Annotated in this window: 24 protein-coding genes and 1 pseudogene; 22 read left to right on the top strand and 3 right to left on the bottom strand. The window is 71.4% G+C overall.

The genetic code is table 11. The annotated features are described in order from the left end of the window. Window positions 1-5: 5 nt before the first annotated feature. From OOZ19_RS19060 to OOZ19_RS19110, 11 genes are all read left to right on the top strand, one after another. Window positions 6-620, top strand: a complete 615-nt coding sequence (locus OOZ19_RS19060; RefSeq protein WP_266091482.1) for a carbonic anhydrase — start codon at window positions 6-8, stop codon at window positions 618-620. Window positions 621-933: 313 nt separating this feature from the next. Continuing rightward, complete coding sequence (locus tag OOZ19_RS19065; protein ID WP_266091483.1) at window positions 934-2,451, top strand: SulP family inorganic anion transporter; 1,518 nt, start codon at window positions 934-936, stop codon at window positions 2,449-2,451. 88 nt (window positions 2,452-2,539) lie between these two features. After that, entirely contained in the window at window positions 2,540-3,892 is a 1,353-nt protein-coding gene (locus OOZ19_RS19070) for a replication-associated recombination protein A (protein ID WP_266091484.1), read from the top strand. A 44-nt stretch (window positions 3,893-3,936) separates the two neighbouring features. Continuing rightward, a complete protein-coding gene (locus OOZ19_RS19075) occupies window positions 3,937-4,896 on the top strand; it encodes a 2-hydroxyacid dehydrogenase (protein WP_416309463.1) in 960 nt (319 codons plus the stop codon). A 124-nt stretch (window positions 4,897-5,020) separates the two neighbouring features. Next, window positions 5,021-5,422 carry a DUF948 domain-containing protein gene (locus tag OOZ19_RS19080; RefSeq protein ID WP_184478127.1) on the top strand — a complete coding sequence of 134 codons (402 nt, stop codon included), beginning with the start codon at window positions 5,021-5,023 and terminating at the stop codon, window positions 5,420-5,422. Beyond that, window positions 5,419-5,760 carry a hypothetical protein gene (locus OOZ19_RS19085; RefSeq protein ID WP_266091485.1) on the top strand — a complete coding sequence of 114 codons (342 nt, stop codon included), beginning with the start codon at window positions 5,419-5,421 and terminating at the stop codon, window positions 5,758-5,760. Before OOZ19_RS19080 ends, OOZ19_RS19085 begins: the two co-directional genes overlap by 4 nt. Window positions 5,761-5,899: 139 nt before the next feature. Further along, a complete protein-coding gene (gene alaS, locus OOZ19_RS19090; protein WP_266091486.1) occupies window positions 5,900-8,575 on the top strand; it encodes an alanine--tRNA ligase in 2,676 nt (891 codons plus the stop codon). Continuing rightward, window positions 8,572-9,054 carry a Holliday junction resolvase RuvX gene (ruvX, locus tag OOZ19_RS19095; protein ID WP_266091487.1) on the top strand — a complete coding sequence of 161 codons (483 nt, stop codon included), beginning with the start codon at window positions 8,572-8,574 and terminating at the stop codon, window positions 9,052-9,054. The genes alaS and ruvX overlap by 4 nt, the downstream gene beginning before the upstream one ends. An 11-nt stretch (window positions 9,055-9,065) precedes the next feature. Continuing rightward, on the top strand, window positions 9,066-10,283 hold the full coding sequence (mltG, locus tag OOZ19_RS19100; RefSeq protein WP_266091488.1) for an endolytic transglycosylase MltG: 1,218 nt from the start codon (window positions 9,066-9,068) through the stop codon (window positions 10,281-10,283). Beyond that, on the top strand, window positions 10,270-11,130 hold the full coding sequence (locus OOZ19_RS19105) for a shikimate dehydrogenase (protein ID WP_266091489.1): 861 nt from the start codon (window positions 10,270-10,272) through the stop codon (window positions 11,128-11,130). Before mltG ends, OOZ19_RS19105 begins: the two co-directional genes overlap by 14 nt. Before the next feature lie 185 nt (window positions 11,131-11,315). Next, window positions 11,316-12,113, top strand: coding sequence for a S1 family peptidase (locus OOZ19_RS19110; protein ID WP_266091490.1), 798 nt, complete (start codon window positions 11,316-11,318; stop codon window positions 12,111-12,113). Between the two features lie 55 nt (window positions 12,114-12,168). Here the strand turns inward: OOZ19_RS19110 and OOZ19_RS19115 are convergent, their stop codons facing one another. Genes OOZ19_RS19115 through OOZ19_RS19125 form a run of 3 tightly spaced genes read right to left on the bottom strand, consistent with a single transcriptional unit; the run spans window position 12,169 to window position 14,570 of the window. After that, window positions 12,169-12,435, bottom strand: coding sequence for an HPr family phosphocarrier protein (locus OOZ19_RS19115; RefSeq protein WP_266091491.1), 267 nt, complete (start codon window positions 12,433-12,435; stop codon window positions 12,169-12,171). 45 nt (window positions 12,436-12,480) lie between these two features. Beyond that, on the bottom strand, window positions 12,481-13,797 hold the full coding sequence (locus tag OOZ19_RS19120; RefSeq protein ID WP_266091492.1) for a PTS transporter subunit EIIC: 1,317 nt from the start codon (window positions 13,795-13,797) through the stop codon (window positions 12,481-12,483). After that, window positions 13,794-14,570 carry a GntR family transcriptional regulator gene (locus OOZ19_RS19125; RefSeq protein ID WP_323055154.1) on the bottom strand — a complete coding sequence of 259 codons (777 nt, stop codon included), beginning with the start codon at window positions 14,568-14,570 and terminating at the stop codon, window positions 13,794-13,796. The genes OOZ19_RS19120 and OOZ19_RS19125 overlap by 4 nt, the downstream gene beginning before the upstream one ends. A 282-nt stretch (window positions 14,571-14,852) precedes the next feature. On the opposite strand from OOZ19_RS19125, the pseudogene OOZ19_RS19130 reads away from it, so the two are divergent. The 11 genes and pseudogenes from OOZ19_RS19130 to nusB all read left to right on the top strand — a co-directional run. Then, window positions 14,853-15,095: pseudogene (locus OOZ19_RS19130) on the top strand (PTS sugar transporter subunit IIB); the annotation flags it as partial. Next, window positions 15,092-15,550 carry a PTS sugar transporter subunit IIA gene (locus OOZ19_RS19135; protein WP_266091493.1) on the top strand — a complete coding sequence of 153 codons (459 nt, stop codon included), beginning with the start codon at window positions 15,092-15,094 and terminating at the stop codon, window positions 15,548-15,550. The pseudogene OOZ19_RS19130 and the gene OOZ19_RS19135, both read left to right, overlap by 4 nt. 131 nt (window positions 15,551-15,681) lie before the next feature. Then, on the top strand, window positions 15,682-16,320 hold the full coding sequence (locus OOZ19_RS19140; RefSeq protein WP_266091494.1) for a prepilin peptidase: 639 nt from the start codon (window positions 15,682-15,684) through the stop codon (window positions 16,318-16,320). A gap of 54 nt (window positions 16,321-16,374) precedes the next feature. Further along, window positions 16,375-17,580: a chorismate synthase gene (aroC, locus tag OOZ19_RS19145; RefSeq protein WP_266091495.1), complete on the top strand. Its 1,206-nt coding sequence runs from the start codon at window positions 16,375-16,377 to the stop codon at window positions 17,578-17,580. Beyond that, a complete protein-coding gene (locus tag OOZ19_RS19150; RefSeq protein ID WP_266091496.1) occupies window positions 17,580-18,125 on the top strand; it encodes a shikimate kinase in 546 nt (181 codons plus the stop codon). Before aroC ends, OOZ19_RS19150 begins: the two co-directional genes overlap by 1 nt. A 78-nt stretch (window positions 18,126-18,203) precedes the next feature. Then, window positions 18,204-19,316: a 3-dehydroquinate synthase gene (gene aroB / locus OOZ19_RS19155; RefSeq protein WP_266091497.1), complete on the top strand. Its 1,113-nt coding sequence runs from the start codon at window positions 18,204-18,206 to the stop codon at window positions 19,314-19,316. Continuing rightward, window positions 19,313-19,753 carry a type II 3-dehydroquinate dehydratase gene (gene aroQ / locus OOZ19_RS19160; RefSeq protein WP_266091498.1) on the top strand — a complete coding sequence of 147 codons (441 nt, stop codon included), beginning with the start codon at window positions 19,313-19,315 and terminating at the stop codon, window positions 19,751-19,753. Before aroB ends, aroQ begins: the two co-directional genes overlap by 4 nt. Window positions 19,754-20,015: 262 nt before the next feature. Continuing rightward, window positions 20,016-21,503 carry a glycoside hydrolase family protein gene (locus tag OOZ19_RS19165; RefSeq protein ID WP_266091499.1) on the top strand — a complete coding sequence of 496 codons (1,488 nt, stop codon included), beginning with the start codon at window positions 20,016-20,018 and terminating at the stop codon, window positions 21,501-21,503. 535 nt (window positions 21,504-22,038) lie between these two features. Beyond that, the gene (locus OOZ19_RS19170; RefSeq protein ID WP_266091500.1) at window positions 22,039-23,148 is read left to right on the top strand and encodes a M24 family metallopeptidase; all 1,110 of its coding nucleotides are present in this window, start codon (window positions 22,039-22,041) and stop codon (window positions 23,146-23,148) included. 92 nt (window positions 23,149-23,240) lie between these two features. Then, a complete protein-coding gene (gene efp / locus OOZ19_RS19175) occupies window positions 23,241-23,807 on the top strand; it encodes an elongation factor P (protein ID WP_266091501.1) in 567 nt (188 codons plus the stop codon). A gap of 91 nt (window positions 23,808-23,898) precedes the next feature. Beyond that, window positions 23,899-24,378, top strand: a complete 480-nt coding sequence (gene nusB, locus OOZ19_RS19180; RefSeq protein WP_266091502.1) for a transcription antitermination factor NusB — start codon at window positions 23,899-23,901, stop codon at window positions 24,376-24,378. The last annotated feature ends 370 nt before the right edge of the window (window positions 24,379-24,748 follow it).

The following is a 24,748-nucleotide window of genomic DNA, read 5'->3' on the forward strand; positions in this document are numbered from 1 at the left end:
GCGCCATGAATTTCGAACACCTGGTGGACCATGCCCGGCGGCACCCCCGCATGGTCTCCGAAGCACATCGCAGGGAACTCGCCACGGGTCAACAGCCGGTGGCGTTGTTCATCACCTGTTCAGATTCGCGGGTGATGCCCTCCAAGATCACCGGAGCGGAACCCGGAAAACTATTCGAATTGCGCACCGCGGGGAATGTGGTGCCGCACTACGTGCCGGATTCGGCGTCCAGCGAAATGGCGACCATCGAATACGCCGTGCTGCAGCTGAAGGTGCCGGAAATCGTGGTCTGCGGGCACTCGCACTGCGGTGCGGTGACGGCCAAGTGCGCGGCAGGTCACGGCCTCGAGCAGCTTCCGGCGATGCGGACCTGGCTGGGCACCGGCGAACCGCCGACCACCGCGCTGAACTCCCCGGAACCGGGAGTGCGCTCGGAGAGCAAAGCGCACGTCCGCGAACAGCTGGACACCTTGTTCGAGTACCCGTTCATCCGCGACCGGGTTTCGAACGGGGACCTGCGCGTGCACGGCTGGTTCTACGAGATCGACACCGGTCTCGTCTTCCGCTCCCCGGATCGGACTCCGGACCAGACCGGAAATGTGGACTTCCTCCCGCTGTGACCGGTCCGGCGCGGATCGTGACCGATCGCGCGCTATTCGAACGCCGTACGGCGTAGTTCGCTGAACCGAATACCTCAAGGCGGATCCGACCGGGTGCGCGCTCGTCGAACGAGCGCGCACCGGCGAATCGCCGTCGATGCCTCGTGTTCGCGGGGCGTCGATTCACCGAGCGGGACGGCACGAGCCGATCGCCGGCCGCGGACCCCGCGGTGGCGCGCTCGTGCTCGGGCGTTGATCCGCCCTCCCGCCTGCCGCCGCCTCCCGCAGGTGCCGCGGCGACCTGATCAACCAAGACATTGATGGAGAGTGCACAGTGACCGCTCAACTCGACGCGTCCTCGAAGAAGGGACGCGGTGCCGGAGTTCCGCAGTGGCCGAAGGGGACCTTCGGGGCCGATTTCGCCGCTTCGCTGGTGGTGTTCCTGGTGGCCCTGCCGCTGTGCGTCGGCGTCGCCGTCGCCTCCGGCGTGCCCGCCGAGCTCGGCATCATCACCGGTGTCATCGGCGGCATCGTGGTGGGGCTGCTCCCCGGCAGCACCATGCAGGTCAGCGGCCCCGCCGCCGGTCTGACCGTGCTGGTGGCCTCGGCGGTGTCCGACCACGGCCTCGGCACGCTGGGCGTGATCGTCCTCGGCGCCGGTGTGCTGCAGATCGTGATGGGCATCGGCCGCATCGGCACCTGGTTCCGGGCGATCTCGCCCTCGGTCGTGACGGGCATGCTCGCCGGCATCGGCCTCGTGATCATGCTCGGGCAGCTCTACCCGGTAGGCGGGTTGGAGCAGCCCGCGCACACCGCGGAGAAGTTCACCGGGCTGCCCGGCCTGGTCGCGGCGATGTTCACCACGCCGCAGGGGCAGGCGGGGCTCGGCGTCGCGGTGGTGACGCTGGTGATCCTGTTCGGCTGGCAGAAGATGCCGGAGAAGGTCCGCGGGATTCCCGCGCCGCTGGTCGCGGTCGTGCTGGTCAGCGCCGCCGCGTGGGCGCTCTCGCTGCCGTTGAAGATGACCGAGGTCGGTTCGCTGCTGGACGCGATCAACATCCCGACCGGCGATGCGTGGGCTTCGGCCGTCACGCCCGCCGTGATCGGTTCGATGGTGACCTTCGCGCTGATCGCTTCGGCGGAGAGCCTGTTCAGCGCCGCCGCCGTGGACCGGATGCACGACGGTGCGAAGACGCAGTACAACAAGGAGCTCCTCGCTCAGGGTGCGGGCAACGCGGCCTGCGGTCTGCTGGGCGCGCTGCCGATGACCGCGGTGATCGTCCGCTCCGGCGCCAACGTGCGCGCCGGCGCGAAGACGAAGATGTCCCGCGTCCTGCACGGCGTCTGGCTGCTGCTGTTCGTGATGGCGCTTCCGGGGCTGCTCGGGTACATCCCGACCGCGGTGCTGGCCGCCCTGCTGATCCAGGCGGGCTGGAAGCTGCTGGAGCTCAACAAGGTCGTCGAGATGATCCGGACGAACCGGCCCGAGGCGCTCATCCTCGTGCTGACCGCCGTGATGATCGTGTCGACCGACCTGCTCATCGGCACCCTGATCGGCCTCGGCGCCGCCGTGATCAAGACCGCGTTCGACGTCTCGCGCCTGTCGGTGAAGGAGGAGGAGCACGACGACGGCCACCTGCGCCTGGAGTTCGGCGGCAACGCCACCTTCCTCCGGTTGCCGCGGTTGCTGGAGCGGCTGGAGAACGTTCCGGCGGACAAGAGCGTGCACCTCGACCTGAGCACCGTCCGGCACCTGGACCAGGCGTGCCACCAGGCGGTCGAGAACTGGGTCGCGCAACGCGAGCGGGACAACGCCCGCACCGAGGTGGCGATGCCCGCGGGCGTCAGCTGACCTCGATGAACCGCACGCCGCGCCGGAGGTGCTCCACGGGAGGACCTCTGGCGCGGTCGTGTCGGGGGCGGCGGGTAGCGTCGGCGACGTGAGTGACGGCCTGTTCGACGAGGGGTTGTTCGGCGCCGAGACCGAAGATCGCGCCGGGGAGCGGCTGGCCGAGAACGCGCCGTTGGCGGTTCGGATGCGCCCGCGTTCGCTGGACGAGGTGCTCGGCCAGGACCACCTGCTGGGCGCCGGTGCGCCGCTGCGCAGGTTGGTGGAGGGCGCGGCCCCGGCGTCGATCCTGCTCTACGGCCCGCCCGGCACCGGCAAGACGACGCTGGCGAACCTGGTGTCCCGCGCGACGGGACGGCGGTTCGTGGCGCTGTCCGCGCTGTCGTCCGGGGTCAAGGAGGTTCGCGCCGTCATCGAGGAGGCCCGCCGCCGCCTCGGCCGCTCCGGTGAGGCGACGGTGCTGTTCATCGACGAGGTGCACCGGTTCTCCAAGACCCAGCAGGACGCGCTGCTCGGCGCCGTCGAGGACCGCACGGTGCTGCTGGTGGCCGCGACGACCGAGAACCCGTACTTCTCCGTGGTGGCTCCGCTGCTGTCGCGGTCGCTGGTGCTGCAGCTGCGCAGCCTGGAGGAGGACGACGTCCGGGAACTCGTGCGGCGCGCGGTCGCCGAGGAACGCGGCTTGGCCGGGGCGCTCGAACTCGACGAGGACGCGCTGGAGCACCTGGTGGCGCTGGCGGGTGGCGACGCGCGCCGGGCGCTGACCGCGTTGGAGGCCGCCGCCGAGTCCGCGGGCTCCACCGGTTCCGGCCGGATCGACCTGGGCACCGTGGAGGCGACGGTGAACCGGGCCGCCGTGCTCTACGACAGAGGCGGCGACCAGCACTACGACGTGGTCAGCGCGTTCATCAAATCGATCCGCGGCTCCGACGTGGACGCCGCGCTGCACTACCTGGCCCGCATGGTGGAGGCGGGGGAGGACCCGCGGTTCATCGCGCGCCGCCTGGTGGTGCACGCCAGCGAGGACGTCGGCATGGCCGACCCGACCGCGTTGCAGGCCGCCGTCGCCGCCTCGCAGGCCGTGCAGTTCATCGGCATGCCGGAGGGGCGCCTCGCGCTCGCGCAGGCCACGATCCACCTGGCCACGGCGCCCAAGTCGAACGCGGTGATCATGGCGATCGACGCGGCGATGGGCGACGTGCGGGCGGGCAAGTCCGGCACGGTGCCCCCGCACCTGCGCGACGGGCACTACGCCGGGGCGAAGAAGCTCGGCAACGCGAAGGGCTACCAGTACCCGCACGACCGCTCGGAGGGCGTGCTGGAACAGCAGTACCCGCCGGACGAGCTGGTCGGCACCGACTACTACGAGCCGACCGGGCGCGGCGCGGAACGAGTGCTGGGCGAGCGCGTGCCCAAGCTGCGCGGCATCGTCCGCGGCGGGTGAGCCCGTCGCGAGAGCAACCCGAAGCAGTCAACCGAGGAGTCGCCGTGCGCATCGTGGTCACCCGCAACGTTCCCGAGGCAGCTCAGGAGTTGCTTCGCGGCGCCGGTCAGGTGCACGTGTGCGAGCGGGACCAGGCGTTGGAGCCGGGGGAGCTGCGCGAGGTCGTGGCTGGCGCCGACGGGCTCGTGACGATGCTCGGCGACCGCGTGGACGGCGCCGTAGCCGACGCGGCGGGCCCGCAGCTGAAGGTCGTCGCGAACGTGGCCGTGGGCTACGACAACCTCGACGTGCCCGCGCTGGCCGCGCGAGGCGTCACCGTGACGAACACGCCCGGCGTGCTCACCGACGCCACCGCCGACCTCGCGTTCGGGCTGCTGCTGATGGCGACCCGCAGGCTCGGCGAGGGCGAGCGGTTGATCCGCTCCGGGCAGCCGTGGTTCTTCCACCTCGGATTCATGCTGGGCACCGGCCTGCAGGGCAAGACGCTCGGCATCATCGGCCTCGGTGAGATCGGGCAGGCCGTGGCGCGCCGGGCCCGCGCGTTCGGCATGCGGATCGCCTACGCGGGACGCCGCCGGGCGGCGGCCGACGTCGAGGCCGAACTCGACGCCCGGTACCTGACCCGGGAGGAGCTGCTGCGCGAAGCGGACGTGCTGTCGCTGCACTGCCCGCTCACCGAGCAGACCCGGCACCTGATCGACGCGGCGGCGCTGGCGACCATGAAACCGTCCGCGGTGCTCGTCAACACCAGCCGCGGCCCGGTCGTGGACGAGGCGGCGCTGGCCGAGGCGCTGCGCGAAGGCCGGATCGCCGCGGCCGGACTGGACGTGTTCGAGCAAGAGCCGGCGGTGCACCCCGGACTGCTGGAGTCGGAGAACGCGGTGCTCATCCCCCACCTGGGGTCCGCGACAGTGGAGACGCGCACGGCGATGGCGGAACTCGCGGCACGCAACGTGGTCGGCGTCCTCACGGGGAACGGCCCGGTCACCCCGGTGGAGGCTTGACCGCCGGACGCGCCGACGCACCGGAAGCGCCCGCCGCGGGGTGGCACGGTAACCTGGCGCGCGATCAAGACACCGGTGAATCCTTGCCGGTGGCAGGAAAACCACGTGGAAACCGGGAGGGCACGTGACGCCCACGCAGATCGCCGCGCTGATCGTCGCGGGCGCGTTCGTGCTGCTGGTCGTGCTGCTGGCGATCCCGCTGGTCAAGCTCGGCCGAACGCTGGACGAGGCGACCGTCGCGATCCGCAAGGCGCACGAGAACACCGACCCGATCTTCACCGGGGCCAACTCGACGCTGACGCACGTCAACACCCAGCTGGAACGGGTGGACGGCATCACCGCCAACGCCAAGACGGTCAGCGGCAACGTCTCGGCGTTGTCGTCGCTGTTCACGGCTACACTGGGTGGCCCACTGGTGAAGACCGCGGCCTTCTCGTACGGGGTGAGCAAGGCTCTGCGAGCTCGCCGCAAGCGCAAGGAAGAGCCGTGGGGCAAGCACTCCCGCCGCAAGGGAGGACGCAAGTGAGGCGGATGTTCTGGTTCGGGGCCGGTATCGCGGCCGGTATCGCGTTGACCCGCAAGGTCAACGAGACCGCCCGCAAGGCGACCCCGAGCGGCGCTGCCGAGCAGCTCGGCGGCGCGATGCGCGAGCTCGCGGGTGCCGTGGGCTCGTTCGGCGCGGACGTGCGCGCCGGGATGAGCGAACGTGAGCAGGAGTTGCAGGACGTCGTCGACGGCACCGCGATGCCGCGGCGGCGGTTCGACACCGACGCGATCGACGCTCGCCCGGCGGAAGGCCGGGGGCGCCCGGCCGGTGATGGTGTGCGCGCACCGGCTCGGCGAGCTCGCCGGGCGGAACGCTGAACGGCGGGCGTTCCGGGGAACCGGTCCGGTCCGCACCGGCCCGCCGGTGGCGAACTCCTCCGGTTCCCCGAACGCCCCGCCTGCCACGTCCCGCCGCAGCCCCGCCCCCGACTCCGCAGCACCCTTCGAAGGAACCACCGTGCAGACCCACGAGATCCACAGCCGCTTCCTGGAGCACTTCCGCAGCACCGGCCACACCGTGGTGCCCAGTGCCTCGCTGATCCTCGACGACCCCACCCTGCTGTTCGTGAACGCGGGGATGGTCCAGTTCAAGCCGTACTTCCTCGGTGACGCCCCGGCGCCGTACCCGCGCGCGACGAGCATCCAGAAATGTGTGCGCACCGGCGACATCGACGAGGTCGGCAAGACGACCCGGCACAACACGTTCTTCCAGATGGCGGGCAACTTCTCCTTCGGCGATTACTTCAAAGAAGGCGCCATGGAGCACGCGTGGAAGCTGCTGACCTCCTCGGTCGCCGACGGCGGCTACGGCATCGACCCCGAGCGCCTGTGGGTCACCGTCTACGAGCACGACACCGAGTCGGCCGCGTTGTGGCGCAACACCACCGGCATCGACCCGGCCCGCATCCAGGTGCGCGGCGCGGAGGACAACTACTGGGACATGGGCGTGCCCGGTCCCGGCGGTCCCTGCTCGGAGATCTACTACGACCGCGGCCCGGCCTACGGCGTCGAGGGCGGTCCGAACGTCGACGAGGACCGCTACATCGAGATCTGGAACCTGGTGTTCATGCAGGACATCCGGGGGGAGGAGAGCCCCAAGAAGGGCGCTCCGCTGCTCGGTGAACTGCCCACCAAGAACATCGACACCGGCATGGGCGTCGAGCGGGTGGCGTGCCTGCTGCAGGGCGTGGAGAACGTCTACGAGACCGACCTGGTGCGCCCGGTGATCGCGAAGGCCGAGGAGCTCTCCGGGCGCAGCTACGGCGCGAACCACGAGGACGACGTGCGGTTCCGCGTGATCGCCGACCACGCCCGCTCCGGCGTGATGCTCGTCGGCGACGGCGTCACCCCCGGCAACGAGGCGCGCGGCTACGTGCTGCGCCGCCTGCTGCGCCGCATCGTGCGCTCCACCCGGCTGCTCGGCGTGCAGGAACCGGTGCTGGGCGAGTTCACCCAGGTCGTGCGGGACGCGATGTCCCCGGCCTACCCGGAGCTGCGCACTGATTTCGAGCGCATCGACTCGGTGATCCGCAACGAGGAAGAAGCGTTCCTGACTACGCTCACCGCCGGTTCGAAGATCTTCGACGTGGCCGTCGCCGACACCAAGAAGTCCGGCGCGTCCCAGCTGCCGGGCGCGAAGGCGTTCCAGCTGCACGACACCTACGGCTTCCCCATCGACCTCACCTTGGAGATGGCCTCCGAGCAGGGCCTGTCGGTCGACGAGCACGGCTTCCGCGAGCTGATGGGCGAGCAGCGCCGCCGCGCCAAGGAGGACGCGAAGGCGCGCAAGACCGGCCACGGGGACCTCTCGACGTACCGGACGCTGCTCGACCAGCACGGCACCACCGAGTTCATCGGCTACACCGACCTGGAGTCGCAGAGCCGGGTGCTGGGCCTGCTCGTCGACGGCGCTCCGGCGAAGTCGGCCGCCGCGGGCACCGAGGTGGAGCTGGTGCTCGACCGCACCCCGTTCTACGCGGAGGGCGGTGGCCAGATCGCCGACACCGGCACCCTGGTCGGCCCCGGCGTCGAGGTGCGCGTCTCGGACGTGCAGCGGTCGGTGCCCGGCCTGTTCGTGCACCGCGCGAAGGTCGTCTCCGGTGAGCTGGGCGTGGACACCATGCTGGAGGCCGGTGTGGACCGCGATCGCCGCCGCGCCATCGAGCGCTCCCACTCCGCGACGCACCTGGTGCACGCCGCGGTGCGCGGTGCCTACGGCAAGCGCGCGGCGCAGGCGGGTTCGCTGAACTCGCCGGGCCGGATGCGGTTCGACTTCACCGCGCCCAGCTCGGTGTCGGCCTCGGTGCTGGGCGGCGTGGAGGAAGAGGTCAACGCCTACCTGCAGAACGACGTCGAGGTCTCGTCGTACACCACGACGATGGACAAGGCGATGGAGCTCGGCGCGATGGCGCTGTTCGGCGAGAAGTACGGCGACCAGGTCCGGGTGGTCGACATGGGCGACTACTCGCGGGAGTTGTGCGGTGGCACGCACGTGAACCGCATCGGCCAGCTCGGCGTGGTCAAGCTCGTCGCGGACTCCTCGGTGGGTTCCGGCGTGCACCGGGTCGAGGCGCTGGTCGGCATGGACGCGATGCGCCACATCAGCATGGAGCACCTGCTGGTCACCCAGCTCGCCGAGCAGTTCAAGGTCCCGGCCGAGGAACTGCCGGAACGCATCGCCGGTGTGGTCAGCAGGCTGCGCGGCGCGGAGAAGGAACTCCAGCAGCTGCGCGTGCAGCAGGTGCTGTCCTCGGCTGGCGAGCTCGCCGGCCGCGCGAGCGACGTGCACGGCGTCAGCCTGGTCGCCGAGCAGGTCCCGGACGGCGTGGACGGCGGCGGGCTGCGCGCCCTGGTGGGAGAGATCCGCGGCAGGCTCACCGGCCGCCCGGCGGTCGTGGCGCTGTTCGCCGCGGAGCCCTCGGAAGGCAAGGTCTCCTTCGTCGTCGGCCTCAACGACGCCGCGCGGGACCTCGGCCTGGCCGCGGGCAAGCTGGTGCCCTCGTTCGCCGCGGAAGTCGACGGGCGTGGCGGCGGCAAGCCCGACATGGCCCAGGGCGGCGGCTCCAACCCGGCAGGCGTGACGGCCGCGATCGGCGCGCTGCGCCGCGAACTCGACAAGGCGGTTCAGGGGTGACGTCAGGAAATCGGGGCGTCGGCCCGGCCGCCGACGCCCCGGACCCCGGGGCGGGACGCCGGATCGGTGTGGACGTCGGCGCGGTGCGCGTCGGCATCGCGCTGACCGATCCGGCGCCGATGCTGGCCACTCCGCTGGTGACGCTCCAGCGCGATGAGGAAGCGGGCAGCGATCTGGCGGAGTTGGCCCGCTTGATCGCGGAGCACGAGGTGGTCGAGGTCGTGATCGGCCTGCCGAAGACGCTCGCGGGGCGGCACGGCAGCGCCGCCGATTCGGCGCATTCCTACGCCGAAGCCCTGGCCACCAGGATCGCCCCGATCCCGGTGCGCTTTCACGACGAACGGTTGACCACGGTCACCGCGAGCCGCATGCTCTCCCAACGGGGGGTTCGCGGCAAGCGACAGCGCGCCGTGGTCGACCAGGCCGCCGCAGTGGAGATCTTGCAGGCATGGCTTGACGCCCGGTCGCAGACCACCTGAGAGGACCTTTCGTGAGCGACGATCTCGGCCTGTTCGCGGACGACGCGGGCGAGCCGCCCCGGCGCAGCCGCAGGGAGGCCCGCGAGCAGCGGGCTCAACTGCGCCGCCGGAAACGACGCGGTTCGGTGACCGCCCTGGCCGGACTGCTGGTCCTGCTGCTGGTGGGCGGAGGCGTGGTGTACGGCGCCATGCAGATACTGCAAATCGGGTCCTACGAGGACTACGAGGGCGCGGGGACCGGCGAAGTGGTCGTGGAGATCTCCTCCGGTGACACCGTCAGCCACATCGCGCAGACCCTGTCCAAGGCCGATGTGGTGGCGTCTTCGACGGCGTTCACCAAGGCGGCCGAGGAGAACAAGCAGATCAACAGCATCCAGCCGGGCTTCTACCTGATGAAGGCGAAGATGTCCGGTTCCGCCGCGGTCGGGCACATCCTGTCCGCGGAGGCGAAGACCGGCCGCATCGAGGTGCGCGGCGGGCAGCGGCTGGAGGACCAGCTCAGCCCCGACGGCGGCAAGACGCCGGGCATCCTCACCAAGCTGGCCGAGGCGACCTGCACCGGTGATGAGAGCCAGTGCACGACCTCGGAGCAGATGCACGCCGCGGCGGGTTCCGCGGACCTGGCCTCGCTGGGCGTGCCGGAGTGGGCCATCGAGGGCGCATCGAAGGCGGAGCCGGAGCGGCGGCTCGAAGGCCTGATCATGCCGGGCATCTACGACGTGAAGCCGGGCGAACCGCCGGAAGAGGTGCTGCGCCAGGTGGTGACGAAGTCCGCGGCGCTGCTGGAGTCGGCGGGGCTGCCGCAGGCCGCCGACGGCACCGGTCGCACTCCGTACGAGCTGCTGACCATCGCGTCGCTGGTGCAGAGCGAAGGCATCGAGCGGGACTTCGACAAGGTCTCGCGGGTGATCTACAACCGCACCACCGATCCGCAGATGCGGTTGCAGTTCGACTCGACGATCAACTACCCGCTGGACAAGCCGACGCTGCTGACCAAGTCGGAGGACCGCCAGCGGCCGGGGCCGTACAACAGCTACCAGAACTACGGCCTGCCGCCGACGCCGATCTCGACGGTGAGCAAGGCCGCGGTGACGGCGGCGGAGAAACCGGCCGACGGCACCTGGGTGTACTTCGTGAAGTGCTATCCGGACGGCACGTCCTGCTTCGCCACGACGATGGCCGAGCACGGCCGCTACATCACCGAGGCGCAGCAACGTGGCGCGTTCTGATTCAGCGGACCGCAAGGCGGCGGTGGTCGGTTCCCCGATCGGCCACTCGCTGTCCCCGGTGCTGCACGGCGCGGCGTACCGCGAACTCGGGCTGACCGGGTGGACCTACGAGCGGTTCGACCGGGACGCCGACGGGCTCGCCGAGCTGATCGGCGAACTCGGCCCGGAGTGGGCGGGCTTGTCGGTGACGATGCCCGGCAAGCGCGCCGCGCTGGGGCTGGCGGAGGACGTCACCGAGCGGGCCGCCGCGGTGGGCGTGGCGAACACGTTGACCCGGTCGGTGTCGGGGGAGTGGTCGGCCGACTGCACCGATGTCGACGGGGTGACGGGCGCGTTGCGCGCCGCGGGCGGGTTCACCGGTGGTAGCCGGGCGTTGCTGCTCGGCGCGGGCGGTACGGCCGCGGCGGCGGTGGCGGCGTTCGCGGAGCTCGGGCTCACCGACGTGACGCTGGCCGTCCGCGAGCCGGCGCGGGCCAGGGACGTGGTGCTGACCGCGGAGCAGGTGGGCCTGCGCGTGTCGGTGCAGCGCTTGGACTCCCTCGATCTGGACACCGCGGTGTCCGAAGTGGACGTGCTGGTGTCGACGCTGCCCGCGGGCGCGGCCGATCCGCACGCGTCGGCGTTGGCGCGGGCGGCGTGCGTGCTGGACGTGATCTACCACCCGTGGCCGACGCCGCTGGCGACGGCGGTCTCCGCCGCGGGCGGCCGGCTGGCGACCGGGCTGGACATGCTGCTGCACCAGGCGTTCGGCCAGGTCGAGCTGTTCACCGGCCGCCCCGCGCCACGGGTCGCGATGCGGGACGCGTTGGCCGCCGCGACCGGCGGTGAACTGGACCTGCCGCTCTGACCCTCTCAACGGGTCCGTCGAGCACGGCCTGCGCGGCGGGACCTCGGCGGCTTCACCGCCATCGCGGATCGTTCCGCGGCGACCGTAAGTAGTACTCCTCGCTGGCTCATCGGCTGATCCGCCGGGCCGCGCTGATCCCTAGCGTCGTGTTCGCAAGGAGATCAGCGCGAAGCGAGGAGCACTGCATGACCGAACAACGGATCAGCCGTCGAGTCCTCAAGGGACGGTCGGCGGCGGTCGGGGCGCTGGGAGCGTTGGCGCTCGCGGCGGCGCTGGCACCGACGGCGGTGGCGGCGGAGGCCGGCCCGATGGTGGTCGGCGGCCACGACGCCACGGAGGAGTACCCGTTCATGGTGTCCCTGCAGCAGCAGGGCGAGCACTTCTGCGGCGGATCGCTGATCCGGCCGGACTGGGTGGTCACCGCGGCGCACTGCGCCGCCGCCGTGACCCCCGAGGACGTGACCACCCGCATCGGCAGTGGGGACCGCACGACAGGTGGGGCGGAGACGGGTGTCGCCGAGCTCGTCGTGCACCCCGGCTACGACCCGGCCACCCCTGGTGACGACGTGGCGCTGGTGCGGCTGGACCGGCCCGTCGAGCAGCAGCCGATCTCGCTGGCGGCGGACTCCGGCGCCCCCGGTGATCCGACCAGGATCATCGGGTGGGGCGTCACGTGCGACGACCGGGAGCAGTGCCCGGAGCTGCCGACGCGGCTGCAGGAGCTGGACACCGAGCTCGTCGCCGACGACCGGTGCGCCGACTTCGACGGGGCCACCGAGCTGTGCACGGACAGCCCCACCGAGAACGCGCAGGGCTGCAACGGCGACTCCGGTGGCCCGCAGCTCAAGGGCGAACCGGGACGTTGGGAACTGATCGGCGCGACCAGCCGCGACGGCGACGAGAGCCCGCTCTGCGGCACCGGTCCCGGAGTCTGGACCGACCTCACGGCCTACGCGGACTGGATCGACCGCACGACGGCCTGAGCGACGTGCGGTGCGGGACCTGCCTGGTCCCGCACCGCACGCTCCGGGTGGCTCGTCAGCCGTCCAGGTCCGATCCGACGAGTTCCGCGAGCTGGTCCAGCGCCGCGTCCGCGCCATCGCCCTCGGCGGCGAGCACGACCTCGTCGCCGTGACCGGCGCCCAGCGTCATCAGGCCGAGGATGCTGCCTGCCTGCACCGGTTCGGTGTCGGACTTGCGGATGGTGATCTGCACTGACTGCGCGGCGGCTGCTTTGGCGACCAGCGCCGCGGGGCGCGCGTGCAGGCCGACCTTGCTGGCCACGGTGACCCGTCGCTCGGGCATGGGACTCCCTTTCCTCAAGGAACTGCGGTGGTGTGGGTTCGGACGTCAGGCCTTGCCCGAGTCCTTGCCGTCGTCGTCTCCTCCGCCGGTTTCGGGCGGAGCGTCCTGGGGCATCGTCGCCTTGGTGGCACTGGACGATTCCCCTGTTCCGCCGCTGCTCTGACCTTCGTCGAGCAGGGCGGAACCTTCTCCGGCCTCTTCGCGGCCCGGCGTGCGCAGGTTCCACTTGGTGATCACGAAGCGGAACACGAAGTAGTAGATGACCGCGTAGACCAGCCCGATCGGGATGAGCCACAGCGACTTCTGCGAGATGCCGAAGTTGAGCACGTAGTCGATGGCACCGGCGGAGAACCCGAACCCGGAGTGGATGTCCAGGAAGTTCACCAGCGCGTGCGAGGTGCCGGTGAGCACCGCGTGGATCAGCAGCAGCGGCCACGCGACGAAGATGAACGAGAACTCCAGCGGCTCGGTGATGCCGGTGAGGAACGAGGTGAGACCGACCGAGAGCATCACGCCGCCGACGACGGTGCGCTGCGCGGGTGGCGCGCTGCGCCAGATCGCCAGGGCGGCGGCGGGCAGCGCGAACATGAAGATCGGGAAGAAGCCGGTCTGGAAGGTGCCCGCGGTCGGGTCACCGGCGAAGAAGCGGGCGATGTCGCCCTTCTCGCCGTTGTAGTCGCCGAACAGGAACCACACGACGTTGTTCGGAATGTGGTGCAGGCCGAACGGCAGCAGCAGCCGGTTGATCAGGCCGTAGAGGCCGCCGCCGAGGACGGCGTTGGCGGTGACCAGGTCGCTGAAGCCGGTCAGCGCCGCGTCGAACAGCGGGAACAGCAGCCCGAGCACGACGCCGATCACCAGCATCGCCACGGCGGTGACGATCGGCACGAAGCGGCGCCCGCCGAAGAACCCGAGGTAGTCGGGGAGCTTGATCCGGTGGTAGCGCTGCCACAGCCAGGCGGCGACGAGACCGGCGATGATGCCGCCGAGCACCCCGTACGGGCCTTTGTTGAAGGTGGTCCCGTCCTCCTGCCCGGTGATCTGCCACATCACCCCGGACAGCACCAGGTAGCCGACCGCGCCCGCGAGCGCGGTGGTGCCGTCGGCCTTGCGCGCGAAACCGATCGCGACACCGATGGCGAACAGCAGCGGCAGGTTGTCGAACAGGGCACCGCCGGCGGCGCCGATCACGCCGGCGATGGTCTGCAGACCCCCGACGCTGCCCAGCAGGTCATCCTGGCCGAGCCGCTGCAGCAGCGCGGCGGCCGGGAGCACCGCGATGGGCAGCATGAGGCTCCGGCCGAGCCGTTGCAGCAGCGCGAAGCCCTTGCTCGCGCCGCCGCTCGCTGAGCCGACGGTCATGGGGCTACCTCCTCGGATGGGCGGCCGGACTCTCCGGCCTCGGTTCGCAGTGGCATCGTCACTTGGTACGCGTCGCCCCGATACCAGGACCGCATGTCCTCGACGGGGACGTCGCGAGCGGTGGAGATCCGGCGGAACACCAGCAACGGGCTTCCCGGATCGACTTCTAGCAGGCGCGCGGTCTCCGCGTCCGCGCTTTCGGCGAGCACGGTCTGCGTGGCGTGCTCCAGCCGGACGCCGTAGTGGCGGTGCAGCAGCGAGTACAGCGATTCGGTGAGGTCGTGGCCGAGCAGTCCGGGCGCCGCGGCCGGGTGGAACCAGCCGCGCTCCACCGCGAGCGGCGCCCCGTCGGCCTTGCGCAGCCGGGTCAGCCAGTACGCGGGGTCGCCGGGCGCGAGCCGCAGCGCCTCGGCGGTGTCCGGCGGCGGGGGCAGTTCGGCGTGGCCGAGCACCGTCGTCTCCGGGTGCAGGCCGCGCTGGCGCATGTCCTCGGTGAAGGAGGCCAGGTGCAGCCGGACGTCGACGCGGGGGCGGCCGGTGAAGGTGCCCTTGCCGCGGACCCGCACGAGCAGTCCTTCGGCGACGAGCTGCCCGATGGCTTCGCGCACGGTCAGCCGGGAGACGCCGTAGCGCAGCGTGAGGTCTCGCTCGGAGGGCATCGCGGAGCCGGGCGGCAGTTCCCTGGTGGCGATCTCGCGGAGGATCTCCCGCAACTGGGCGTGCTTCGGCGTGGGGCCGTCGAGCAGCGTGTCCGCTGTGCTGCGCTTGGCCACGACGCTCTCCCTGATCAGGGCCGGTTCCGGCCGTCCGTGCGGTGTCGGCCGGGATGGTTCCGCTCGTGCGGTCGGATGCGTTCCACCGTGATGCGGATCATTGGTACTGTCCGGTCTATACCAGTTGATGCGGAACAATGCTTCCTCACACGGATGGGTGTCAAGGCAGCGATGGTTTTGTTGCCGCTTCGACACTCGGTGACGCAAGATCGACCAACTGCGGGACCCTTCCGGCACCGCTAACGATCACCGACGGGCGAAGACCGCCGGAGTACGAAGGGAGCACGGGTGGCTCAGAACAAGGCCGCCGCGATCCTGGCCGCGCTGGGCGGCGGGGACAACGTGGTGGAGATCGAACCGTGCATCACGCGCCTGCGCTGCGAGGTCCACGACGACTCGCGCGTGGACGAGGCCGGGCTGAAGGCGGCGGGCGCGCACGGGGTGCTGAGGCAGGGCTCGGTCGTGCAGGTCGTCGTCGGCCCGGAGGCCGACACGCTGGCGGGCGACATCGAGGACCTGTTGTGAGCGTCGAGGTCCGCAGCCCCGTGACCGGTCTGGCCGCGTCGCTGACCGACGTGCCCGACCCGGTGTTCTCGCAGTCCATGGTGGGTCCCGGCGTGGCGGTGACACCGGCGGCCGGGCCCGCCGACGCGGTCGCGCCGATCGCCGGGACGGTCGCCACGCTGCACCCGCACGCGTTCGTCGTCGCCTCCGCGGGCGGCACCGCGGTCCTGGTGCACTTGGGCATCGACACGGTGCAGCTCAAGGGCGAGGGGTTCACCTTGCACGTCGCCAAGGGCGACACCGTCGAGGCGGGCCAGCCGATCGTGTCCTGGGACCCGTCGGCGGTGGAGGGCCACGGCTACTCCTCGATCTGCCCGGTGGTCGCGCTGGACCTGACCCCCGAGTCCCTGGGCGACCTGCGCGAGGACGGCCAGGTCGCGGCGGGAGATCCGTTGTTCACCGTCGAGGGCGGCTGAACCGGAAGTCGATCGGAAGGCGGTCCACCGGGCTTCGGTGGGCCGCTCTTTCGTGTCCGCCGCCGCGGCGGTCAGACACGCCGACGCATGTCGGCACCTCGCTTTCCGTGCTCGTCCGTGACGCTGGGCGCATGGATGAGTTGAGCGTGTTCGCGATGTTCTCCGCCGGTGCCCTGGGAGCGGTGGCAGGCCGAGCAGGCCGGTCGCTGCTGGCGTCCCGGCTGGTCGGAGTGCGGTCTCCCCGGTGGTGCTGCGAAGCCGGGGTCGGGGCGCTGTGGGCGCTGGTCGCCGCCAGGACGGCGACCGGGGCCTTACCGGTGTGGTGGGCGCCGGTGCCGCTGCTGCTGGGCTTGGCCGGGGTGCTGCTCGCGGTCTGCGACTTGATCGCCGCCCGATTGCCGGACGTGCTGACGCTGCCCGCCTACCCGGTCGTCCTCGCGGCCATCGGAGGCGCGGCCGTGGCCGTCGGCGAGCCCGCGCCGCTGGTCGCGGCGTTGCTGGGCGCGCTGCTGTTCGCGAGCTGCTACGCGCTGGTGCGCATGCTCTCCCCGCCCGCGCTGGGGCCGGGCGATCTGAAGCTGTCGGGGTCGCTCGGCGCGGCCGTGGGCGCCGTTTCGGTGCCCGCGGTGCCGGGGTGCGTGCTCACGAGCGCGGTGCTCACCGTGCTGCACGCCTGCTGCGCGCGGAAGCGGGCCGTGGCGCACGGTCCGGCGATGCTGCTGCCCGCCTGGCTGGTCACGGCGTTCGGCCCGATTCCGGGAGGTGGTTGACCGATCCGCACCCGGATCGGCCGTGCACAGGTGCTGCGTGGCAGGATTTCCGATGTGTTGCGTTGGATGACAGCCGGAGAATCGCACGGTCCCGCCCTGGTGGCGGTGCTGGAAGGCATGGTCGCCGGAGTGGAGGTGACCACCGCTGACATCGCGACCCAGCTGGAGCGCCGCAAGCTCGGCTTCGGCCGCAGCCCGCGGATGAACTTCGAATCCGACGAGTTGGAGATCATCGGCGGGGTGCGCCACGGCCGCACCCAAGGTGGCCCGATCGCCGTCCGCATCGGCAACACCGAATGGCCCAAGTGGGAACAGGTCATGTCCGCCGACCCGGTGGACGAGGACGTGCTGGCCGGCCTGGCCCGCAACGAGCCGCTGACCCGGCCGCGGCCCGGCCACGCCGACCTGCCCGGCATGCAGAAGTACGGCTTCGAGGAATCCCGCCCGGTGCTGGAACGCGCCAGCGCCCGCGAGACCGCCGCCCGCGTGGCGGCGGGCACCGTCGCGCGCCGCTTCCTGCACCAGCTGCTGGGCGTCGAGATCGTCAGCCACGTGGTGAGCCTCGGCTCCGTCAGCGTGGCCGGCGAGGCGCTGCCCGGACCGGACGACCTCGCGGCGATCGACGAGAACCCCGTGCGGGCCTTCGGCGGCGACGCGACCGAGCGGATGATGGCGGAGGTCGACGCGGCCAAGGCCGACGGCGACACGCTCGGCGGCGTCGTCGAGGTCATCGCCTACGGCCTGCCCGCGGGCATCGGCTCGCACGTGCACTGGGACCGCAAGCTCGACGCCCGGCTCGCCGGTGCGCTGATGAGCATCCAGGCGGTCAAGGGCGTGGAGATCGGCGAGGCGTTCGCGAACGCCGCCCGGCGGGGCAGCGCCGCGCACGACGAGATCTACCCGGCCGAGGGCGCCAAGTGGGTCAGCCGCGGCAGCAACCGCGCGGGCGGGCTCGAAGGCGGCATCACCAACGGCGAGCCGCTGATCCTGCGCGCCGCGAAGAAGCCGATCTCCAGCCTGCCGCGCGCGCTCGCGACCGTGGACACCGTGACCGGTGAGCCGGCGCAGGCGATGCACCAGCGCTCCGACATCACCGCCGTGCCCAGGGCCGCCGTCGTCGCCGAGACCATGGTCGCGCTGGTGCTGGCCGAGGCCGTGCTGGAGAAGTTCGGCGGCGACTCGCTGCCGGAAACCCGCCGCAACGTCGAGGGCTACCTCGCGGCGCTGGCCGAGCGCGCCGAGAAGCGGCAGGTGCGCTGATGTCACCGCGCGCCGTGGTGATCGGCCCGCCGGGCTCCGGGAAGACGACGGTGGGCCGGCTGCTCGCCGAGCACCTGGGGGTGGAGTTCCGCGACACCGACGACGACGTGGTGCGGCTGGCCGGCAAGCCGATCCCGGAGATCTTCACCGTCGACGGCGAACCCGCGTTCCGGGAGCTGGAGGAGCAGGCGGTGGCCACCGCCCTCGCCGAGCACTCCGGCGTGCTGTCGCTCGGCGGCGGCGCGGTGATCTCCGAGAGCACCCGCACGCTGCTCGCCGACCATCCGGTGGTGTTCCTGATGGTCGGTCTCGCCGAAGGCGCCCGGCGCACCGGGTTGGCGCAGACCGCCCGCCCGCTGCTGGCCGGGGTGAATCCCCGCGCGACGTTCAAGGCGTTGCTGGACGCGCGCCTCCCGCTGTACCGGGAGGCTGCTGACGTGGAACAACCCACCGACGGCCTGGAGCCGTGGCGCCTGGTGGAGCTGGTGGCGGGCAAACTCGACGAGATTCGTCCGGGCGGCGCCGCCCGCGACGGCGAAGTGTGAATAATCGCGAGTGAACGTCGCGGGACCTCGTCGTCCCGGTGGCGGTTGCCGAGTCGCGACTGGAATGAGTGGAGAACGATGCCCGAACCGGTGCGGATCAGGGTCGAGTCCGAGCAGCCCTACGACGTGGTGGTGGGCCGCGGACTGCTCGGCGATCTCGTCGAGTTGCTGACCGGAACCTCGGTGGTGGCACTGCTGCACCAGCCGAGCATCACCGCGACCGTGGAGACGGTGCGCGAGGAACTGGCCGCCGCGGGCGTGGACGCGCACCGCGTCGAGATCCCCGACGCGGAAGAGGGCAAGAGCCTCGCCGTGGCCGGGTTCTGCTGGGAGGTCCTCGGCAAGATCGGCATGGATCGCGCCGGTGTCGTGGTCTCCTTCGGTGGCGGTGCGGTGACCGATGTGGCCGGGTTCATCGCCGCGACGTGGATGCGCGGCGTCCGGGTGGTGCACGTGCCGACCACGCTGCTGGGCATGGTGGACGCCGCCGTCGGCGGCAAGACCGGCATCAACACCGAGGCGGGCAAGAACCTCGTCGGGATGTTCCACGAGCCGACCGCGGTCATGGTGGACCTGGCGACGCTGGACAGCCTGCCGCGCAACGAACTCGTCGCGGGCAGCGCGGAGATCGTCAAGACCGGTTTCATCGCCGACCCGCGCATCCTCGAACTGATCGAGCAGGACCCGCAGGCGGCGCTCGACCCGGCGGGCGAGGTGCTCGAAGAGCTGGTGCGGCGCTCCATCCAGGTGAAGGCCGAAGTGGTCGCCTCGGACCTGCGCGAATCCGATCGGCGGGAAATCCTCAACTACGGCCACACCTTGGCGCACGCCATCGAGCGCCGGGAGCGCTACCGGTGGCGCCACGGCGCCGCGGTCAGCGTGGGGCTCGTGTTCGCCGCCGAGCTGGCCCGGCTGGCGGGCCGCCTCGACGACGAGACCGCGGACCGGCACAAGCGGGTGCTGGACCTGCTGGGCCTGCCGACCTCCTACGACCCGGACGCGCTCGGGCAGCTGCTGGAGTCGATGAAGCTGGACAAGAAGTCCCGCTCGGGCCTGCTGCGGTTCGTCGTGCTCGACGGCATCGCGAAGCCCGGCAGGCTGGAAGGCCCGGATCCGTCGCTGGTGGCGGCGGCCTATTCGGCCCTGACCGGCGGTGAGAGCAAGCAGAGCGGCACGGAGGTCTTCCTGTGAGGACTCTGGTGCTCAACGGCCCCAACCTGGGCAGGCTGGGTTCGCGGGAGCCGTCGATCTACGGCGCCACGGCGTACCCGGACCTGGTCGCGCTGTGCGAGCGCACCGGCGAGCAGCTGGGCCTGGACGTGGAGGTCCGACAGACCGACCACGAGGGCGAGATGCTGGGCTGGCTGCACGAGGCGGCCGACGCGGGTGTTCCGGTGGTGCTCAACGCGGCGGCGTGGACGCACTACTCCATCGCGGTCCGCGACGCCTGCGCGCAGCTGACGGGTCCGCTGCTGGAGGTGCACATCTCCAACGTGCACAAGCGGGAGGACTTCCGCTCGCACAGCTACCTCTCGGAGATCGCCACCGGCGTGATCGTCGGGCTCGGCGTCCGCGGCTACACCTTGGCGCTGCGCTGGATCGCCGAGGAGCGCTCCGCGGAGGCGTGACGATCGGGTGTCCGGGTGGCGGAGGTTCGGCGGCCTGGCTCGTCGAGGCATCGGCCTCCGCCATGCGACCTCGCCCGCACGCCAAGACCAGTGCGGACTTCGCCGGGCGGGCCCGTTGCCGAGATCACTGCTCATCGGCTTCGCACCGGCGGAAAAAGGCCCCGAGCGTGCCGCGATGACCGCCTAGACTGAGGTCCGCCCGGCGGTGGCCGGGTTTCCCGCGGGTGGCGGGTGATCGCACGGGGGAAGGCTCTTTCCGCACATGGTCGAACGGTCCCGCCCGTCCTGCTGGGTGCGCAGGGCGGTGCCGCTCGGCGTGGTGTTCGTGCTGAGCGCGGCCTGCGCGCCGGGAGCCCCGCCGCTGCGGCTGGAGCGGCCCGTGGAGCGCAGCCTGACCACCACGACCCTGAGCACCGCGAACGAGCGGTCGAGCGAGTCGGTGGTGGCCTCCGGTGGGAACCCGGCCCCGTACAACTACGGGCCGACGGTGCTGGCCGAGCCGGACGGCGAGGGCATGCGGTACCGGGCGTGGTGGTGCAGCCAGCTTCCCGCGGTCGGCCCGCCCGGCGACGACGTCCTGCTCGCCGAATCCGGGGATCCGCAAGGCGATTTCGGCTTCTCCGGTGCTCCGGCCGTGCCGGTGTTCACGGGTGAGCCCGGCGCGTTCGACGGCAAGCACACCTGCGATCCGTCGGTGCTGCGAACCGGCGGCCGGTTCCACCTGTACTACACGGGGGCGGCCGGGGAGCACGCGCACGGCAACGCGATCGGCGTCGCGACCAGCGGTGACGGCCGGTCCTGGCGGCGGGAGGCGGCCGGTGGGCCGATCGTGCGCCCGTCCGGCGAGGTGCGCCGGGACAACGACTACGGCGCGGGCCAGCCGTCCGCGCTGTTCCTCGACGGCTGGTTCTACCTGATGTTCACCGACACCACCGCCTCCGGTGCGGGCTGGAACGGGGCCGGTCAGTTCGTGCTGCGGGCCAGGGACGCGGAGTTCTCCGATCGGGTGCAGGCATTGGCGGAGTCGGGTTTCGAGCCCGCGGGCACCACGACGGTGCCGCGGCGCCGATCGGTGGTGGACGCGTTCAGCGCGGACTGGATGTGGAGCGACGCGCTGGGGGCGTTCGCGATCGCGCACCAGACGGAGCGGGGAACGACGATCACCTTCTGGGACCGCGATTTCACCGGCCACCCGTACGAACCGCTGCTGCTGCCGGGCCCGTGGCGGGAGGGGCCCGGTCTGGTCCGGGCCGACGACGGCCATGCCCCGACGTCCACTGCGGACCCGTGCGGCACGGTGCCGGTGGACCTGCTGCGAGCGACCGAGCCGGATCCGGCGCCCACCGCGCTGCGGTCGTTCGGCCTGGACGTGGCGGGAGTGGACGGGTGCGCGGATCCGGGGCGGGCGCGCGCGGTGCTGGAGGCGTTCGGCGTCCCCTCGCCGCAGCGGACGGTGGACGTGGTGCGCGGCGGCCGGAAGGTGCGCGTGGAGCGGCGTTCGGTGGCCGAGACGATGGTCCGCCGGGTCCTCGACGAGCGGGTCCCGGCCCTGGAGGACGTGCCGACCGACGGCACCATCCGCGCCGGCGCACCGGTCCTGCGCTCCCCGGCGGGCGAACTGGCCGTCGTCGACGACCACGGCCGGACGTGGACGATTGGCCCGGACACGGTCGAAGCCAACAATTCACCGGTCTCCGACACCGATCAGCGAACGTGGGACACCACCCCGAGGGGCGGCGACCTCCGCTGACCACCCCGGGACAGCGGTCGAAGAAGTCACACTCACCTCACGGCCGAGCCCCGTGCTTCACGTCGAAGCCGAAGGGCGAGCGAAGCCACACCTGCCTCACGGCCGAAGGCCGTGCCTTTGCGGCGAAGCCGTGCTTTGGGCGAGCGAAGCGATGCTTGCTTTGCGGCCGAAGGCCGTGCCTTTGCGGCGAAGCCGTGCTTTGGGCGAGCGAAGCGATGCCTGCCTTGCGGCCGAAGGCCGTGCCTTGCGGCGAAGCCGTGCTTTGGGCAAGCGAAGCGATGCTTGCTTTGCTGCCGAAGGCCGTGCCTGTATGCGCGTCAGCGCATAGCCCACGTCGAGAAGCCGCTCACCGGCGGGTTCTCAGCGTCCTTCTCGCGAGGACGGCTTTTTCCCTCGTGGCGGAGCCACTTGGGAAAAAGATCCCGCAGCGAGAAGGACGCTGAGGTTCCGCTGAATGACCACCCAAGCAGAACGAGCCCTGGCGCCTTCCCGCTACGAAAGCAACAGCGCGATCCTCGTCGTTAGGCTGGTGCGCATGCCCGAGACCCACTCCCGCCGCCGCCATGCCCTGCGCGAACTGCTCCGCGAAGCGGACCTCGACGCCATCTTGGTGACCGATCTGCTCAACATCCGCTACCTCACCGGGTTCACCGGTTCGCAGGCTGCGGTGGTGGTGCACGCCGCCGACGAGCCGGGAGCCGAACGGGCCACCGCGTTCAGCACCGACGGGCGCTACCTGACCCAGGCGGCCGAGCAGGTCCCGGACCTGGAGCGGATCATCGAGCGGCCCAGCGAGGTCGTGCTGGCCGAACACGTCGCCAAAGCGCCTGATCGGTACCGGCGAACGGGTTTCGAGAGCCAGCACGTCACGGTCGACGGCCGCGACGCGCTGGCCGAGGCCGCGCCGGGCATCGAGCTCGTCCGCGCCCCCGGCCTGGTCGAACGCCTCCGGCTGGTCAAGGACGCCGCCGAGGTGGACGCGATCCGGATGGCCTGCGCCGCCGCCGACCGGGCGCTGGCCGACCTCATCGAGCACGGTGGCCTGCGTCCCGGCCGCACCGAGCTGGAGGTGGCCCGCGAGCTGGAGGCGCGGATGCTGGAGCACGGTGCCGCCGGCCCCGCGTTCGACACGATCGTCGCCGCGGGCGCGCATTCCGCGATCCCGCACCACCGGCCGACGACGGCGGCCTTGGCCGCGGGGGACTTCGTGAAGATGGACTTCGGCGCCCTCGTCGACGGCTACCACTCGGACATGACCCGCACCGTGGTGCTGGGTGCCCCGGCCGAGTGGCAGCGCGAGATCTACGAGCTGGTGCACGCCGCGCAGGCAGCCGGGCGAGGGGCGGTCCGGGTGGGCACCGACGTGCGCGATGTGGACGGCGCGGCCCGCGAGGTGATCGACGACGCGGGGTACGGCGAGCGGTACCCGCACAGCGTCGGACACGGCGTGGGGCTCGAGATCCATGAGGCACCGGCGTTGTCGCAGCGGGGGGACGGTAGGATCGAAGAGGGGATGGTGGTCACCGTCGAACCCGGCGTGTACTTGCCGGAGCGTGGCGGGGTCCGCATCGAGGACACCCTGGCCGTGCGCGAGAGCACGCCGGAACTCCTCACCTTGACGACCAAGGAGCTCGTCGCCGTCTGAGCGCGGTGCGCGTGCGGCCGACATGCAGCGGCGGCGCCGCATTCGCCTCAGCGAGTCAACCGCAGCCCGCATCACATGGAGAGACCGGACACGTGGCATCCACGAACGACCTCAAGAACGGACTCGTGCTCAAGATCGACGGCCAGCTCTGGTCCGTCGTGAACTTCCAGCACGTCAAGCCGGGCAAGGGCGGCGCCTTCGTGCGCACCACGCTGAAGAACGTGCTCTCCGGCAAGACCGTGGACAAGACCTTCAACGCCGGTGTGAAGGTCGAGACCGCGAACGTGGACCGCCGCGAGATGACGTACCTCTACGACGACGGCACCGACTTCGTGTTCATGGACCAGGACACCTACGACCAGCTCAACGTCTCGCGCGGCGTGGTCGGGGACGCGGCGGACTACATGCTGGAGAACAGCAACGTGGTCATCGCCCGCCACGACGACGAGCCGCTGTACGTGGAGCTGCCCGCCTCGGTGGAGCTCCTCGTCGCGCACACCGACCCCGGTGTGCAGGGCGACCGCTCGACCGGCGGCACCAAGCCGGCGAGCTTGGAGACCGGCGCGGAGATCCAGGTGCCGCTGTTCCTGAACACCGGCGACAAGGTCAAGGTCGACCCGCGCGACGGTCGTTACCTGGGTCGCGTCAACACCAAGTGATTCGTTCCCGCCGCACCCGCGGCCCCGCCGGTTCCTCCGGCAGGGCCGCGGTTCGTGCCGGGCGGGGGGACAGCGGAAAGAGAGATGTGAGTTGGGCTCACGGAGCAAGGCCCGCAAGCGGGCGGTGGACGTGCTGTACGAGGCCGACCTGCGCGGTCTCGACGCGGTGACGTTGCTGTCCGAGCGGCTCGCCGCGCCCGAGGCCGCGCCGGTCGGGGACTACACGGTCACCCTCGTCGAGGGCGTCGCCGGCAACCGGCAGCGCATCGACGACGTGCTCGTCGAGCACGCCGAGGGCTGGACGCTGGCCCGGATGCCCGCGGTGGACCGGGCCGTGCTGCGGCTGGGGCTCTACGAGCTGCTGTGGAGCGAGGACGTGCCGCCCGCGGTCGCCATCGACGAGGCCGTGGAGCTGGTGAAGGCGCTGTCCACGGACGACTCGCCGCGGTTCGTCAACGGGGTGCTCGGCCGCATCGCGGGCATCAGCGAACGGCTGCGCACGTCGATCCGCAACCTGGAGGCCGCCGAGGCGGCGGCGAAGGAACGCGCGGACTCCGAAGCCCAGAGCTGACCCGCGTCCCATCGCGGGGTTCGCCCCCCGGCGTCCCCGCGATACCGCGCGGCCTGCCAGGTAATCGGTTTCTCGCAGCGCCGATCCCGCCACCAGGCTTTCGAATCTCGTCTCCCCAGCGGCGAAAGCCGCAAGGGGCGGGCGAAGCCACGCTTGCCTGGCGGCCGAAGGCCGTGCCCGTATGCGCGAAGCGCACAGCCCACGTCGAGAAGCCGCTCACCCACGGGTTCTCAGCGGCTTCCTCGCGAGGAAGCCGCTGAGGTTCCGCTACCCGGACACCCGAGCGAAAAGACCCGTGAAACCCCGAGAAACGACGGCTGCGGCCCCGGCCCCGGGGTAGGGCGGGGCCGCAGCAGCCGTTGTTCCGCGG

It is taken from the genome of Saccharopolyspora sp. NFXS83, from assembly GCF_026241095.1.
Taxonomy (GTDB): domain Bacteria; phylum Actinomycetota; class Actinomycetes; order Mycobacteriales; family Pseudonocardiaceae; genus Saccharopolyspora_C.

Excerpts from the sequence above, each read along its gene's own strand:
- aroB (WP_266091497.1), top strand. The coding sequence starts at position 18,204 with ATGCCCGAACCGGTGCGGATCAGGGTCGAGTCCGAGCAGCCCTACGAC.
- OOZ19_RS19115 (WP_266091491.1), bottom strand. The coding sequence starts at position 12,435 with ATGCCCGAGCGACGGGTCACCGTGGCCAGCAAGGTCGGCCTGCACGCG.
- OOZ19_RS19110 (WP_266091490.1), top strand. The coding sequence starts at position 11,316 with ATGACCGAACAACGGATCAGCCGTCGAGTCCTCAAGGGACGGTCGGCG.
- OOZ19_RS19120 (WP_266091492.1), bottom strand. The coding sequence starts at position 13,797 with ATGACCGTCGGCTCAGCGAGCGGCGGCGCGAGCAAGGGCTTCGCGCTG.
- OOZ19_RS19150 (WP_266091496.1), top strand. The coding sequence starts at position 17,580 with ATGTCACCGCGCGCCGTGGTGATCGGCCCGCCGGGCTCCGGGAAGACG.
- OOZ19_RS19165 (WP_266091499.1), top strand. The coding sequence starts at position 20,016 with ATGGTCGAACGGTCCCGCCCGTCCTGCTGGGTGCGCAGGGCGGTGCCG.
- OOZ19_RS19060 (WP_266091482.1), top strand. The coding sequence starts at position 6 with ATGAATTTCGAACACCTGGTGGACCATGCCCGGCGGCACCCCCGCATG.
- OOZ19_RS19170 (WP_266091500.1), top strand. The coding sequence starts at position 22,039 with ATGCCCGAGACCCACTCCCGCCGCCGCCATGCCCTGCGCGAACTGCTC.
- OOZ19_RS19140 (WP_266091494.1), top strand. The coding sequence starts at position 15,682 with ATGGATGAGTTGAGCGTGTTCGCGATGTTCTCCGCCGGTGCCCTGGGA.